The organism is Sphingomonas sp. ERG5 (assembly GCF_000803065.1).
Classification (GTDB): Bacteria; Pseudomonadota; Alphaproteobacteria; order Sphingomonadales; family Sphingomonadaceae; genus Sphingomonas.
The window spans coordinates 17,550-33,249 of sequence record NZ_JSXI01000020.1; the positions used below are offsets into that span (position 1 = coordinate 17,550).

The 15,700-nt window shown below is 63.6% G+C and carries 10 protein-coding genes; 5 read left to right on the plus strand and 5 right to left on the minus strand.

Features of this window, described 5'->3' with window-relative positions; genetic code table 11:
* Window positions 1-87: 87 nt before the first annotated feature.
* The 5 genes from OO12_RS07605 to OO12_RS07625 all read right to left on the minus strand — a co-directional run bounded on the left by OO12_RS07605 (window position 88) and on the right by OO12_RS07625 (window position 6,807).
* Window positions 88-504 carry a hypothetical protein gene (locus OO12_RS07605; RefSeq protein WP_034158078.1) on the minus strand — a complete coding sequence of 139 codons (417 nt, stop codon included), beginning with the start codon at window positions 502-504 and terminating at the stop codon, window positions 88-90.
* A gap of 112 nt (window positions 505-616) precedes the next feature.
* On the minus strand, window positions 617-2,587 hold the full coding sequence (locus tag OO12_RS07610) for an SUMF1/EgtB/PvdO family nonheme iron enzyme (protein ID WP_034158079.1): 1,971 nt from the start codon (window positions 2,585-2,587) through the stop codon (window positions 617-619).
* A 55-nt stretch (window positions 2,588-2,642) separates the two neighbouring features.
* The gene (locus OO12_RS07615) at window positions 2,643-3,473 is read right to left on the minus strand and encodes a LysR substrate-binding domain-containing protein (protein ID WP_235364707.1); all 831 of its coding nucleotides are present in this window, start codon (window positions 3,471-3,473) and stop codon (window positions 2,643-2,645) included.
* 32 nt (window positions 3,474-3,505) lie between these two features.
* The gene (locus tag OO12_RS29085; protein WP_052215641.1) at window positions 3,506-5,941 is read right to left on the minus strand and encodes a sodium:solute symporter; all 2,436 of its coding nucleotides are present in this window, start codon (window positions 5,939-5,941) and stop codon (window positions 3,506-3,508) included.
* Window positions 5,938-6,807 (minus strand): HpcH/HpaI aldolase/citrate lyase family protein, encoded by an 870-nt coding sequence (locus OO12_RS07625; protein WP_034158080.1) that lies wholly within the window; start codon window positions 6,805-6,807, stop codon window positions 5,938-5,940. The genes OO12_RS29085 and OO12_RS07625 overlap by 4 nt, the downstream gene beginning before the upstream one ends.
* A gap of 297 nt (window positions 6,808-7,104) precedes the next feature.
* Between OO12_RS07625 and OO12_RS07630 the strand changes: the two genes are divergently transcribed.
* Genes OO12_RS07630 through OO12_RS07650 form a run of 5 tightly spaced genes read left to right on the plus strand, consistent with a single transcriptional unit; the run spans window position 7,105 to window position 15,492 of the window.
* Entirely contained in the window at window positions 7,105-9,294 is a 2,190-nt protein-coding gene (locus OO12_RS07630) for a TonB-dependent receptor (protein WP_034158081.1), read from the plus strand.
* A gap of 13 nt (window positions 9,295-9,307) precedes the next feature.
* Window positions 9,308-10,294 carry a ribokinase gene (locus OO12_RS07635; RefSeq protein ID WP_052215642.1) on the plus strand — a complete coding sequence of 329 codons (987 nt, stop codon included), beginning with the start codon at window positions 9,308-9,310 and terminating at the stop codon, window positions 10,292-10,294.
* A complete protein-coding gene (locus OO12_RS07640; protein ID WP_052215643.1) occupies window positions 10,291-12,450 on the plus strand; it encodes a formylglycine-generating enzyme family protein in 2,160 nt (719 codons plus the stop codon). The genes OO12_RS07635 and OO12_RS07640 overlap by 4 nt, the downstream gene beginning before the upstream one ends.
* 22 nt (window positions 12,451-12,472) lie before the next feature.
* Window positions 12,473-14,314: a glycoside hydrolase family 127 protein gene (locus tag OO12_RS07645; RefSeq protein ID WP_034158082.1), complete on the plus strand. Its 1,842-nt coding sequence runs from the start codon at window positions 12,473-12,475 to the stop codon at window positions 14,312-14,314.
* Between the two features lie 5 nt (window positions 14,315-14,319).
* Entirely contained in the window at window positions 14,320-15,492 is a 1,173-nt protein-coding gene (locus tag OO12_RS07650) for a CaiB/BaiF CoA transferase family protein (protein WP_200887410.1), read from the plus strand.
* Window positions 15,493-15,700: the final 208 nt, after the last annotated feature.

The window sequence follows — 15,700 nt, forward strand, 5'->3', positions numbered from 1 at the left end:
TACACCATCACATAACCGGGCGCTCCTATTGGCGGCGGTTGGGGGTGTCAATCTTGCAGGGATGAACGTTTCGGCTTCGCCGCCCGCTTATGCTGGCCGTGGCGGCTGCGGGAACGGCATGACGACGCTTGCGGCTTCGCTTGCGACCGATAGCAGCATGATCCGCATCGACCGCAGCGCGATCCGCATCATCATGGCGAGGTTGGGCTGGAATGGCTCGGCCGGCGGTGCGGCGTCGTCATCTTCCAGCATGTCGAGCAAATGAAGTTCGTCGCGCGTGAAGGCGACATCCGATGGCCCGCCCGCCTGAAACCGTCGCCCGAACCGTGCCTCGAACAAGGTCATCAGGCTGTCGAGAACGGGGGCCAGCAAACCGGCGCCCAATGTTTCAAGGCGCTTGTACAGACTCTCCTGCACCGGTTCACCGGCATCGCGCGCGATGCGCCAGCTCCGTGCGCCTTCGATGATGGTCCAGACGGCGGAGGGGGCGGATGCGACACGCATGGGGAAGCCTTTGTTGACATTCCCCTTCAGCTGACTCGCTTTTTGCGACTTATTCTCAGACGATAGACCGGCTCTGTGACACCCGCAAGACAGAATGGCGGCATTTTCGTGCTCAACGCAGGTCTGTCGCGCTGCGAAAGCCGATATAAGGGGAGCGATTGAGTCCCGCGCCGCATTGCAACAGCTTCACCGCAAAATCCGCTGTGCGCGGACCCGATTCCACATACCAGTCGGAGGGGCTGGGCAGCGGTTCGCACCCGCCCTTGATGATATGGAAGCGGCTGCGGCCGTCATTATGCTCGCTGTCGGTCAGCTCCCACACCAGCGGCTGAGCCCGCTCGATCGCGCCGGCAAGTCCGGCGATTTGCCACTCGTCCTCGGTTGGTAGACGCACGCCGGCCCATGCCGCATAGGCTCTGGCGTCGGCCAGCTCGACACAGGTCACTGGCGCTTCCTCGCTGCCCGGTACCGGAAGGCCGTTCCGGAAATGCATGAGGAAGCGCTCGGAATGAACCGGCTGGTAAGAAGTGGCCGCGATGAAGCGGGCGAACTGAGCGTTGCTGACCTCATGTCGATCGATCGCGAAGCGACTGGCGCCGACATGGCGGATCACCTGTGCGCTCTGGTGCAGCCGTGGGGGCAGGGGCTTCCATTCGTCGACGAACGGCGCCTCGCCATAAAGGCCGGTTTCCCGCAGGCGATGGAGGATGGTGAGATCCCCACCCTTCCAGTCGACTGCGACCATCCCTTCAGGCGCGACTCCATGCGTTGAACGCGGGCCGGCCACGCGAACCGCGACGCGTTGCGGGAATGTGGAAGATGGCGGCGCGATCGGCGACGGGATCGATAGTTTGGCCTCGCCTGCGGTGCGAACGACCGCAGCGATAGCGCCCGATGGCAGCAAACCACCGACGGCGACTCTGTCGTCACCGCACATTTTTGTGCGCAGCATTTCTCCCGAAACTAGGTCGACGAAACCATCGTCCGCCGTGCCATCGACGACCAGCCAGTCGCCGTCTCGATCCATGCCGCGATTGACGACGCTCCACAATGGCGTGCCATCATGCGTCCAACGCGATGCGAAGATCGCCGCTGCATCGGGAGCCTGATCGGCAAGCGGTGTCCAGTCATCGCTTACGAACCAGTCGGCATGGCTTTGATAAATTCGCCGCATCGCCCGAAGCGTATCGCGATCTCGCTCGGTCCAGCCGACCCAGACGCCGAAGACAATCTCCCAGACCAGCACACCGGTACCGTTGAGCCAGGCCGAATGGAGTTCGTCGATATGGCTGCGGTTCCACCGCCTGACATGATGCAGTTCGTGGCGGCGTTCGAGCCATTTTGTGCGCAGCACGCCCGGTACCGCGCTGTCGGCAAACCATTGTGCCCATGACATTGGCTGGTCCGCGACGCGACCCAACGGCACGCGCGACTCACCCTCCAGTGTCAGCGTCGGATCGACCGTGTCGAGCGCGGCACGCAAGGCGGTGCTGCCTTCCTTGCTGCTGTCGAGGAAGACGCCATCGACGCCGAGCTTGCCAACCAGCCCCATCACCGTGCCGATCGCTTCGTCACCGATGCCGGTTTCCCACGGATAATAGCTGAGATAGACCCGCACGCCGCGCCGCTGAAAGGCCGCGACCAGATCCGGCAGGTCGGGAACGTCTTCGAAAAAGGCGAAGTGATTGCGTTCGTCGATGCCCAGCACCGGGTAAGCGTTCCACAGTGTCACGCCGTCAAAGCCGCCGAAATCGGCCTCGGCGGCATCGAGATAACGGTCGACCGTGAAGATGCCGCGCGCATGGTCGTAGAGCAGCTCGTCCCATAACCAGGCAATGTTCATGACACGCGCCAGCCGTCGGGGATCGGCATAGCGGTGCGCATCATAACCGATCCTGTGGCGGACTTCGCTACGCCAACGAGTCAGCGCCCCACGCCACGCCGGCCAGTCGGCGGGATCGTCGGGCGCCGCGAAGATCTTCGCCTCGTCGAGCACCGAAAGATCGGCATCGGGCGCGAGCGGCACGGCCATGGGCAAATCGATTGGCCGCGGCACATAAGGATTGAAGGCCAAGGAGAGCATGGGCGCCTTTTTGCGGATTGGAGGTGAGTAGCGGACTGGGAGCTGCCGTTCGGTCTCAGGCCTCGACAGGCGCACAGGCCGCCGCGCTTTCGTCAAGTAGCACGCTGACCAGACCCATGCGGATGGTGGCGCGCGACCAGACGATGCCGATGCGGCGGGCGACGCAGGGCGTGGGCAAGGGCAGCCGGACCAGATCGAGACCTTCGGGCCAGGGCGCGGCCCAGTCGGGAACGAGCGACACGCCCAGTCCGCGATTGACCATCACCGCGATCGGATTGAGCGCGTTGAGCTCGAACCGCTCCTGCGGTTTGATGCCGGCCTTGCGCAGATATTCTTCCGCCCGGCGGCCGCCCCATTGGTTGCGGTCATATCGGATCAGCGGCTCGTTCTCGAGCAGGTCGTGCGGGTGGCGATGGGCCAGGCGTCGGGGTGCGAGCAGGATCAGCAATTCCTCGCGCAGCATCGTCCAGTCGCACGTCTTGGGCAGCAGATAGGGTGCCTCCAGCACGAATGCCGCGTCGAGGTTTCCCGCTTCGACTTCGGCATAGAGCTGCGCCGAATTGCCCGACTGGATGTGGACGTTGATCTGCGGGCACTTGCCGCTCACGCGCGCCAGAATCTCCGGCAGCATCCCGACCAGTGCGGTCGTGCAAGCGCCCAGCCGCAACTCGCCGCTGAGTTCGTCGCCATTGGCGATCCGGCGCAGATCGTCGGCATCGCGGAGCAGCTGGCGTGCCTGATTCAGAATACGACCGCCCGGCTCGGTCATGCGAACGGTGCGGCCGACCCGGACGATCAGTGGTGCGCCAAGCTCGCGCTCGAGCGCGTGAAGCTGTTGCGCGATCGCCGATGGGCTGAGGTTCAGCGCACGCGCCGCCGCCGCCATCGATCCCTGATCAACTACGGCGACGAACGTCTTCAGGAAGTTGATGTCGATCGTCCCGCCTCCTGGTTTGCCGCGTCCTGGTCGCGCCCGGTGAAGATCGTCAGGCCTTGCAGCGAAACCTGAGGCGGCGGAAAGAACAGGCTCGCGGCATAACCAACCACGATCGACATCACGATCGCAATGGCCAGATAGAAATAGGGGTGAACCAGGCCGAGCGTCCAGGCGGCGAGCGTCACCAGCGACGCCGTGACGATGCCGATCGCGACTCCCTGCCAATTGGCGCGGCGGGTGAACATGCCGAGCGTATAGGCGCCGGCGCAGCTCCCTCCCAACAGGCCGAACAGTTCGATCGTCAGGTCGAGCAGCGAATGAATGTCGAGCGTCGACAGGATGATCGCGATGCCGATGCCGACCAGACCGATCAGCACGCTCATCCATTCGGCGAAGCGCACGGTCTTCTTCTGCGTCACGTTGCTGCCGAGCTTCTCGTAGAAATCAACCGACAGCAAGGTCGCGACGCTGTTGATGGTGCCCGAGAGCGAACCCATCGCCGCGGCGAACAGTCCGGCGATGATCATGCCGGTCACGCCGTGCGGCAGCTCAGTCCCGATAAAGGCGGGAAAGACCGCGTCGATCGGCAACAGCGGATCGAGCCGACCCGGATTCGCCCGGTAATAAGCGAACAATACCGTGCCCATCAGATAGAAGATGAAACCGCCGGGCAGCAGCACCGCACCAAACAGCCAGATCGACCGGCTGGCCTGCTTCGCCGAGGATGTCGACAGCGCGCGCTGCATCAGTACCTGATCCTTGGGAAAGGTCAGCACGGTATCGAATAGAATCAGGATGATGAAACCCCAGATCGTCGGCTGAGTGAAATCGAAGCTGACATTCACCAGATGCGTCTTGTCGAACTGCATTGCGGTTTCGTAGATCGGCATGACGCCGAGCGAATGGACGATATAGCCGATCGCGAAGATCGCCCCGCCCATCAGCACGATCACCTGGAAGAAATCGGTCCACACCACTGCCCGCATCCCGCCGAGCGCGGTATAGATGATGGTGCAGATGCCGAGGACCAGGATGCACAGCGCAACGTTGGTGCCGGTGATTGTGCCGATCGCGAGCGCGGGAAGGAACAGCACGATCCCCATCCGACCGCCGACATGCATCAGGATGCTCAGCGCACTGACCAGCATGCGGATTGCCGGGTGGAACCTCAGTTCAAGATAGTTGAACACCGATACCAGGTTCAGCCGCCGGAAGATCGGGATGACCCAGATCGCCACGAAAATGAGGCCCGCGACCGTGACGATCTTGGACATCATATATTCCCAGTTCGTATCGAACGCCTTCGCCGGAATAGCGAGATAGCTGATCGAACTGGTATTGACGGCGAACATGCTGACCCCGGCCGCCCAGAAGGGGATCGTGCGGCTGCCGAGGAAGAATTCGGTGGCCGAGCCCTGTTTTGAGCGGCGATAGAAATAGAAGCCGACCCCCAGCATCGCCACCAGATACAGGCCGATGACGGCCCAATCGAGCGGCGCCAGCGCGCGCCGTTTCAGCTGCAATTCGGCTGCGGCGAATTGCAGCCGGTCGCCGTGCCGCCAAGCCGAGAGCACGCCATTGCCGAATGGGAGCGTGGCGATCGCATTCCCTGCCTGGCGATGATCGAGCCGCGCCCAGGCGTCGGTTATCATGTTGTAGCTGTAGAGGTTTGTGCTGCCCGGTCCGTCGCCCAGCAGGTAAAGCATATTGGCCTGGCTGATCGGCCGTCCCGATCCCGCCATGACCGGACCAGGTGCCGGGGCACGCGATTGCCAGCCGTCCTTGGCGGTCCAGCGTAATTGGCGGCCGCCATGATCGAGCGCGAGGAACAGGCTGGTTCCTTGCGCGATCAACGTCACGGGCGCGCCCGTGCCGGGCCATGCCGGCCGCTCGACCCAGCCGGGAGACACGTCCGAAAGCGTCAGTCGAAGGAGTCGCGCTGCGCCGCTTCCGGTACGTCCGGCAACAAACAGGACGTCGCCCTGAATAGCGCCCTGTGCCGAGGACAATGGGACGGGAAGGGAAGGCAGTAGCCGCGCGCGCAATGCATTGCCGTCCAGCCGCAGCAGGGCGGCGCGATCGGCCCGGCCCGCCTGGTTGCCGAGCAGGAGCACCGAGCGCCGTCCGTCGGTAAAGCTGCCCGCGATCCGCAGGTCATGGCCGAGCTGGCGTCGGTCGAGCACAACCCATCCGCTTCTATCGTCTTTCAACACATGTGCCGATTTGTGCTGGATCACCACCGGACGGCCATCTTGCGCAACGAGTACCGCACCGGCTTCGCCACCTGACAGCGATGGGAAGCGTGCGCCGTGTACGGATGGGGCTTGCTCCGCGGCCCAGACCGGCGCGGCGGTGCAGGCGAGCGACAGCAAGCCGATGGCGATCAGCCGGTGGATGGCGCGGGTGATCGCCATCATTGCTCGCGCTCCACGTCAACGCTGTTGGCCAGCATGGCGCGCGCCTGGGTGATCGCCGGCTGGTCGATCATGCGTCCATCGAGCAGAAAGGCTCCCTTGCCCTCGGCGGCGGCCCTTTGCGCTGCGGCGACGATGCGCCGTGCCGCAGCGAGTTCCGCGCCGGGCCGCTCGAACACTGCGTTGGCGATCCCGACTTGCCGGGGATGGATGCAGCTCTTCCCAATGAAGCCCATGCTTCGTGCGAGTTCCGCTTCACGCCGGAAGCCCTCTTCGTCGGCAAGATCGGCATAGGCGCTGTCATAAGCGAAACAGCCGGCCTGGGCGCTCGCCAGCCGGACTGTCCAAAGCGCGGCATGGACATGGCTGATTTGGGCGCGATCGATCCCCAGTGGCTCGAACAGGTCATTGAGCCCGATCTGCAGTCCCGCGACAGTCGCATGCGCGCGGGCGATCTCGGCGGCACGGGCGAGTGCTTGCGGCGTCTCGATATTGACCAGCAGGCTGAGTGGTTCGGTGCGGCCGTTGCGCTTTCCGGCGGTATCGATCGCGCTGGCGGCGGCCCGCACATGGTCGGCTCGTTCGGCCTTGGGCACGTTGATGAAATCCACCCCGGGTGCAGCAATGGCAGCGATGTCGGCCGCGAAGTGCGCGGAGGCAAGGGCGTTTACCCGCACGATGATGCGTTTGTCCGGTCCGGCTCGCATCGAGTCCGAGGCGAGGAACTCGACCAGGCGTGCACGCGCCTGGTCCTTGCCGTCGTGGGGAACCGAATCCTCAAGGTCGAACGAAATGGCGTCGGCATCGCCGGCCAGCGCCCTGGCGAAGAATTCCGGGCGCGAGCATGGAACGAACAGCTTGCTGCGCATGGACCGATCCCCTTTTCTCCCCACGCTCTGGCGGCAGGGTGCGGGACTCTGATAGCGCCGGACGGCGCGCTTGGCCGCTGTCTTCAAACCACAGTAAATCTTCGGTCCCACGCGAATGCCGCCGATGCGCCGTGCACAATCGGCGGTTCTGGGAATGCGGGAGTTTATCGCCGGAAAAGGGGAGGAATGAACCGGAAACCACAAAAGCTGACGTCTGAACGCAGCACTGGGCCAATTTTATCGCGCCGTCGGTGGCCATTATTATTGGAGAGAAAATAACCGATAAGGGAGGGGAGAATGAGCAATCTTGCTCGCATGACGCTGGGGTCATTGTTACTGTGTTCCATGAGTGGCGCCGCTTATGCCCAACAGGCTGCGCCGGCTGAGCCTGTGCCGACCCAGGACATGACGACCGCCGATGCGCCCGACGAGAGCGGGGCCGATGTCATCGTAACGGCAACGCGCACTGCCAAGGCCGTCGACCGGATTCCCGGAGCGATCACGATCATCTCACCGGCCGAAGTCCAGCGGACGCTGGCGCTCACCGAAGATGCGACGGCGGTACTGGCGCGCATCGTGCCGGGTTATTCCGAATCGAACCAGTCGCTGAACACGCTTGGCGAAACAATGCGCGGGCGCACCGCGCTCTATCTGTTCGACGGCATCCCGCAAAGCACGCCGCTGCGCGACGGCAGCCGCAATGCGACCTTCACCGACATGTCGACGGTCCAGCGGATCGAAGTGATCGGCGGGGCGTCCGCTGCCGAGGGCATCGGTGCGGCAGGTGGCATCATCAACTATATCTCGAAGCGCGCGACTGAAACGGGCCTGCATTTCGGCGCGACCGGCCGCATCGGCAGCCAGTTCCGCGACGACAGCGAAGTGTGGAAGATCGGCGGCACCGTGGCGTACAAGCAGGGCGGCTTCGACGCATTCCTCGCCGCGGCTTATGTCGATCGCGGCATCACCTATGACGCGAGAGGCCGCCGTATCGGCCTGAGTATTTCGAGCTCGCTCGCCGATTCCACGCAACGCAATGTCTTTGCGAAGATCGGCACCAATTTCGGTGAGGGCGACACGCAGCGGCTCGAACTGGTCGGCAGCTATTTCAGGCTCGCGAGCAAGGGCAATTATCATTACGTCGCAGGGAGTCGGGCGCTTGGCATCCCTGATACCGCCGAGGCCGGTCCACCGCTCGGCACCGGTGGCGTGTCGCTCGCCGGAACCGAGTTCAACGATTTCAAGCAAGTCGCCCTCAACTACAGCAATACCGAGTTGCTGGGCGGCAGCCTGGTTGCGACCGCTTACTGGGCGCGGCAGGCGATGCGTTTCCCGGGCGATAACAGTGCCGACCGCCAGGATCCGGCGATCGCGCCGATCGGCCAGCTGGTCGATCAATCGGAAATCCTGTCGAAGAAATATGGCCTGCGCACCTCCTGGTCGCGGCCCGATTTCCTGCTCAAGGGGCTCGAATTGCGCATCGGAATCGACGCGGTGCATGACAACACGCAGCAGCGGCTGGCGCTGACCAACCGCATCTGGGTGCCGCCTTTGGATTATACCAGCTTCGGTCCTTACGCCCAGCTATCCTATGATATCGGCCCGGTGACGCTGACCGGCGGCTTGCGCCACGAGGACGGCAGAGTGAAGGTCGATGACTATACCACGACCTATTTCCGCAACGGCGTGGCGGTGAAGGGCGGTACGCTGAAGTACAAGAACGACCTGCTCAATGCCGGCGCGATCTGGCGCATCGGCGGCGGTTTTTCGGTGTTCGGGTCGTATAATGAAGGCTTCACCCTGCCCAATGTCGGCATTCCGCTGCGCAATGTGAACGTGGCGGGCAAGACGGTCGAAGGCCTGCTCGACCTGAAAGCGGTGATCTTCGAAAGCCGCGAGGCCGGGTTCAACTGGCGCGGCAAATGGGGTAGCGTCGGCGCATCCTATTATGTGTCGAAATCGCAGCTGGGTTCGACTCTGGCGATCGATCCGGTCACGCGCGATTATATCCTGAACCGGCGGCCGATTCGTATCGAGGGTATCGATTTCACTGCGGAGTTCCGTCCAACCTCGACCGTGAAGCTGACCGCGCTCTATTCGCACGTCAAGGGAACCACGACGGCGGCCAATAACGTCACGTCCCCGCTCGACGTGACGCTCGGCACGGTGAATATCAGTCCCGACAAGATCAACGGGGCTGTGGAATGGCGGTTCGTACCGAATGGTTCGGTGACGCTGGGCGCGAGTTCGATCCTCAGCCGTCATATCAACGAGGGCAAAGGGGCTCTCGAGGAGCGCACGCGCGGCTACACGCTGTTCGACCTGACGGTGAACTACAAGCTGGAGAATATCGGGAGGTTCGCGCTGGGCGTGGAGAATCTGACCAACCGGTTCTATTTCCTGTCCTCGTCGCAGGTCGACATCTTCCAGAACTATTTCGCGGGACGTGGGCGGACGGTGTCCTTGACCCTGCATCGCGATTTCTGATGATCGGCGCCGGATGACGATCGCCAGATCCCATGGTTCGGTGCTCGTTGCCGGTTCCGCCAATGTCGACTTCCTCGTCCGCGCGCCGCACATCCCGGCGCCCGGCGAGACGGTGCTGGGCGGCGACCTCGCGGTGGTGCCCGGTGGCAAGGGCGCCAACCAGGCAGTGGCGTGCGCGCGCGCTGGCGGTGCCGCAACCGCCATGCTGGTCGCGCTCGGCGGCGATCTGTTCGCGCCGCTGATCGAGCAGTCGTTGCGGGAAGCGGGGGTCGCGCTGCACATCGTGCGATCGGCGCGTCCGACCGGGGCGGCGCTGATTTGCGTTTCAGAGGATGCCGAGAACGCGATCACGGTCGCACCCGGCGCCAACATGGCATTGGCGCCGGACGACCTTCCCGATCTTGCTGGTATCGGCTGCCTGGTCCTGCAGCTCGAAACCGCATTGCCGACGGTTATCGCCTTTGCCAACGCCGCCCGCGCCGCGGGCGTACGGGTGATCCTCAATGCCGCACCCGCGCAGGCGCTTCCGGCGGAATTGCTCGGTGCGGTCGATATATTGGTCGCCAATGAAGAGGAGCTGGCCGCGCTCACCGGCCGCAACGGAACAATCGCGGATCAGCTCAGGGCAATCGGCGTGCCGGTTGCGGTCGCGACCTTGGGTGGGCGCGGCTGCTGCGCGTTGGCGGACGGCGCTTACTGGCTGCAGCCAGCGTTCCCGGTGACGCCGGTCGATACGACTGCTGCGGGAGACACTTTTTGCGGTGTCCTTGCCGCTGCCTTGTGCACAGGGGCCACACCGCCCGACGCATTGCGCAGAGCCAGCGCGGCGGGCGCGCTGGCGACCACCAGGCTCGGCGCACAGTCGAGTGTACCTAGGCGCGACGAGGTCGATGCCCTGCTTGCCTCATCCAAGCGGGATGAAGCTGCGCTGGTTCGGCTCGCTGCCTATTGCGGCTTGCCCGTGCCTCGCGCCCCGGACGATATTCTTCAGGACAAATGACCACCGAAATGAGCCAATCCCCGATCCGAACGAACAGCGCATATAAGGTTTCACACGCGCTGACCGGCCCCTATCTGCCGACTCCGGGCAAGGTGCCCGGCTGGCCCTTCGCCGAGATGGGGCGATGGAAGATCGACGTGAACGGCGCCGCCGACGACTGGATTCGCGGCTTCACTGAATGGCGGCACGAACATCTGATCAGGATCGGCTTCGACGACACGCTGTACCGGCGTCCCGAGCTCGCCTGGGCGCAGCGCAACTTCGTGCATGCGTTGTTGATGGTCGAGGATCGTTATTTCTTCGATCCGGCGACAGGCCGCTACACGGTCGATCGTTACCTCGACGATCTGGAGGCGCGTTTTGGTGGCGTCGACAGCGTGCTGATCTGGTATATCTATCCCAATATCGGGATAGACGACCGCAGCCAGTTCGACCTGATCGAGGCGTTGCCCGGCGGGATCGAAGGCGTGAAGGGCGCGGTCGCCGACTTCCATCGCCGCGGGGTCAAGGTGTTCCTGCCGACCATGCCTTGGGACAATGGCACGCGGGCGGATGATCGTCCTGACTGGGAACGGATGGCGGCGCTGGTCAAGGCGACCGGTGCCGATGGCATCAATGGCGACACCTATAGCGGTGTGCCGCGTGCGTTTCGGGACGCGTGCGATGCGCTTGACTGCCCGGTCGTGCTGCAGCCCGAAACGACATCGCAGGCCGGCGACCATATCCTGTCGTGGAACCTGCAAAGCTGGACCAAGCGCGTTCCCAATGAATCGATCCCGACCGTCCTCAAGCTCAAATGGCTCGAGCCGCGTCATATCATCAACATCGAGAATCGCTGGAGCCGCGACCGCAACAACGACCTCCAGCACGCCTTCTTCAACGGCGTCGGCTATACCGCCTGGGAGAATGTCTTCGGATTGTGGAATCAACTGACCGAGCGCGATGGCGAGACATTGCGCCGGGTCGCATTGGTCCAGCGGCGCTTCGCCGCGCTGATCGTCAGCGCCGACTGGCGACCCTATGAAATCACGCTGCAGGCCGGGGTCTTCGCCAGCCGTTTTCCCGGCGGCGGGACGACGTTGTGGACGTTGATCAATCGCAACGAATATGCCGTCGAGGGCGAGCAGCTCGCAGTGCCGCATGTCGATGGGTCGGATTATTTCGACGCCTGGAACGGCACCAGGCTGGAGCCGCGCATCGACGGCGATCGCGCGATTTTCACGATGGGTCTTGAAGGGCACGGGTTCGGCGCGATCTTTGCGCGTGAGCCAGGCGCACAGGTGGGCGACCTCCAACCCTTCCTCGATCGGATGCGCAACCTCTCGGCAACGCCGCTCAACGCATACTCCGCGGTTTGGACATCGGCGCAACAAGAGCTTGTGCACATTGGAAAGACCCTTCCACGAGCAGCGCTGCCGGAGGATATGATCGCGATTCCCGGCGGCGATTTCGACTTCGCCGTTCGCGGTCTGGTGATCGAAGGTTATGCGACCGACGGCGTCGATGTCCAATATCCCTGGGAGACGAGCGCGCGCCGAAGCCACCACCGGCGCATGTGGATCGATGCTTTCTGCATCGATTGTTTTCCCGTCACCAATGACCAGTTCAGGATATTCCTCGAAACCAGCGGCTATCGGCCTGATGATGCCGACAATTTCCTGCGCCATTGGCAAGGCGGTGCCCCCCCGGTCGGTTGGGAGAACAAGCCGGTCATCTGGGTGTCGATCGAGGATGCCCGCGCCTATGCCGCCTGGGCCGGCAAGCGCCTGCCGCGCGAATGGGAATGGCAATATGCCGCGCAGGGCACCGATGGCCGCTGCTATCCCTGGGGTAATGACTGGGATCCCCGTGCCGCGCCCGAACCCGGTTGCGACCGTGAAATGCCCGCACCAGCCGATGTCGATGCTCATCCTTTGGGCGCGAGCCCGTTCGGCGTCATGGATCTGGTCGGCAATGTCTGGCAGTGGACCGACGAATATGTCGACGCGCATCTGCGCGCGGCAGTGCTGCGCGGCGGCAGCAACTATCAGCCGCAAGGGTCGCACTGGTATTTCCCGCAAGCCTATCGGCTCGACGAGCATGGCAAATATCTGCTGATGGCGCCCTCGAAGGACCGCTCTGCCGGCATCGGATTTCGCTGTGCCGCTGACCTCTGAAACGCTCGAAACCCAACCGGTAATGCGTTTTCCCGATGCCGCCGCGGTCCGGCTGGGCGGGGTATTGGGCGAAGCGCTTGCAGCCAATCTTCGCGGGCGACTGTCGCACTTCATCGTCGATGAAACGAGCCCGGCGATCGCACTGTTCGCCCCCGATGTCGTGGCGCATAATCACGCCGGGGACTGGTATGGCGAACATGCCGGCAAATGGCTCGTCGCGGCGACACGCGCGGCGGTTCGGGCCGATGATGCCGAGCTGTTGTCACATGTGCGGCGCGTTGCCGATTATCTGGTCGACCTGCAGGGCGCGGACGGTTATCTCGGCAACTACGCCCCCGACCGCCGCTTCATGCACCAGCAACCGCCCAAGCCGCAGAGCTGGGATGGCGCGCCGGCCGAGCGGACCTGGGATATCTGGACGCATAGTTATTTGATCCTCGGGCTGGTCGAGTTGCACCGGCATGTCGGCGAGGACCGCTATCTGGCGGCGGCGCGGCGCATCGGCGATTTGTGCTGGCGGACGCTGACCGAGGGCGGGATCGACATCACCGATCTCGGCAATCATTTCGGCCTGTCCGCGACCGTGCTGATCGATCCGGCGATCGAGTTGTATTTCGCGACCGGCGACCAGCCTTATCTCGACCTTGCACTGCTGGTGCTGGAGCAGGCCGAGCGGGAACCGCGAAACGCATTGCTGTCGGCGGCGCTGGCCGGTGCGGATCCTTCGGAGATCGCGACCGGCAAGGCCTATCAGCTCCTCTGGAATCTGGTGGGGATCGCGAAGCTCTATCGTGCGACCGGTGAACCCCGTTTCCTCACTGCGGTTCGCAATTTGTGGAGCGCGGTCCGCGCGCATCATTTGACATTAGGCGGCGGCCCCTGGGGCGGGGTCGCGCATCGTTCGCGCGAAGTCTTCAATCCCGGCCATGTGTTCAGCCCGCAGGGCTATGTCGAGACCTGCTCGACCATGGCCTGGGTGCAATTGAACCGTGAGCTGTTCGCGATCCTGGGCGATGCCGACTTCGCGCAGGAAATCGAGCGCAGCGCCTATAATGACCTGCTCGGGGCGCAGGCGCCGAACGGCGAGGATTGGTGCTATTATTCCTTCCCCAATGGACGGCGCACGCACACGACCTATTGGCGCTGCTGCAAGTCGAGCGGCGCGATGGCCCTGGAGGAGTTGCCGGGGCTTGCCTATTCCCTCACGCGCGACGGCGGTATCGCGATCAACCTGTTCGGACCGTCCGAAGCCGATCTGGTCTTGCCCTCAACCGGCGCGGTTCGGATCGAGCAACAGACCGGCTATCCCTTCGATGGTGCCGTCGCGATCACGGTGACGCCTGGCGCCATCGCGTCTTTCCCGATCGACCTTCGCGTGCCCGATTGGGCTGAAGGTGCGAGCCTTAGGCTCAACGGTGCCGAGCATATCCCGGTGGCGCAGCCGGGTCGCTATGTACGGATCGAGCGCGTTTGGCAGTCCGGTGATGTTATCGCCCTCGATTTACCGATGTCGCCGGTCCTCCACCGCGCCATCGCGCGCAACGTCCAGGAATCATTTGCGCCCGATGGCGAACTGATCGCCCAGGAAGTCATGCATGCCGATTACCTGGCGGTCAGCCGCGGCCCGCTGGTCTATGCGACCGACCTGATCGATGGGTTCAAGGTCGAAGAGACCTTGCGCTTTGGCAGCGATGGAACGGATGCCCCACTCGACTGCGTGCCGGCGGCGGATGGCGGACCGGGCCCCGACATCCTGCTGCGGCCGGAAGGGCGGCCGGCAATCGCATTCCAGCCTTATTATCGCGCCGGCGGCCGACGCGATCGGAGCTGGCGACTGACCTGGATGACGCTGGCGCCGGAGTGATGGCTATGACGACACCGCCTTCGATATTCCGCAACCCTCAGCGCTCTGGTCCCTCGGGTCCGCTGAGCGGGGTGAACGTGCTCGACCTCAGCGCCTATATCGCTGGCCCTTATGGCTGCACGCTGCTCGCCGATCAGGGCGCAGACGTCATCAAGGTCGAAGCTCCGGGGGGCGACAATCTCAGGCAGTACCCTTCGACGCTCGCGGGGGAGAACCGCGCCTTTCTTGGCGTCAATCGCAGCAAGCAGGGCGTGGTCCTCGATCTGAAACAGGCGGAGGATATGGCGGTGCTGCTCGACCTCGTCGCCGAGGCCGATGTGCTGGTCCATAATTTTCGCCCCGGCGTACCTGAGCGGCTGGGCATTGATCATGATCGGCTGAGCGCGCTCAATCCGCGCCTGATCTATTGTGCGGTCACCGGCTATGGCGAGGAAGGGCCGTTGCGCACGAAGGCCGGTTACGATCAGGTGTTGCAGGCGATGACCGGCATGTGCGCGCTGCAGGGCAAGCGGGACGGACCGCCCGAACTGACCTATGGCTCTCCGGTCGATTATTATGCCGCCGCGCTCGTCGCGGCGGGCGTCGCTTCCGCCTTGTTCGAGCGCGAGCGCAGCGGGCAGGGGCAATATGTCGGTGTTTCCCTCCTGCGCAGTGCGCTGGCCATGCAGTCGGCGCGTATGATCGAGGCGGAAGGAGAGGGGCGCGATGTGCCTCGCGACATGCGTTCGGGTGGGATTACCGGGCTTTATCAGACCTCCGACGGCTATCTCTATCTCTCGGCCAATACGCGGCATTTCTGGGAGGCTTTGTGCGAACGGACCGGGCTCGCCGCGCTCGGCGCGGACCCGCGCTATGACAGCGTCCGCAAGCGCGCCGAGCATGCGGGAGAGATTGTACCCAGGTTGCGCGAAATCCTGCTGTCGCGACCCGCGGTCGAATGGGAACGCTTGCTCGAAGAGGCGGTGCCGTGTTCGATCGTACGGCCGGTCGAGGATATGTTCGACCACCCGCAGGTTGCGGCTGAAGAGATGATGGCCGAGATTTCTCATCCGACGCTCGGCAGCTATCGCGGCGTAACACGGCCGATCAAATTTGGCCGCACCCTAGGGCCGGAGCCCTTTGCAGCGCCGCTTCTGGATCAGGATACCGAAGCGCTGAAACGCAGCAAGATGCGATAGTTGGGCGATTTCCGGACCGGAACCTGCTGACGGCCGTGACGGTCGTCGGGCAGTACAAATGTTTCAATCCATGTTTTTGCCATAGGAAAATTACCGTACAGACGACTTAAATCCGTAACAGCCAGCAGCTAGTGCCCCGCCGACACCGATGGAAACGGATGGGGATTCTCATGTCAGCCGCTCTTCGCAAGACCGTACATTTGTTCTG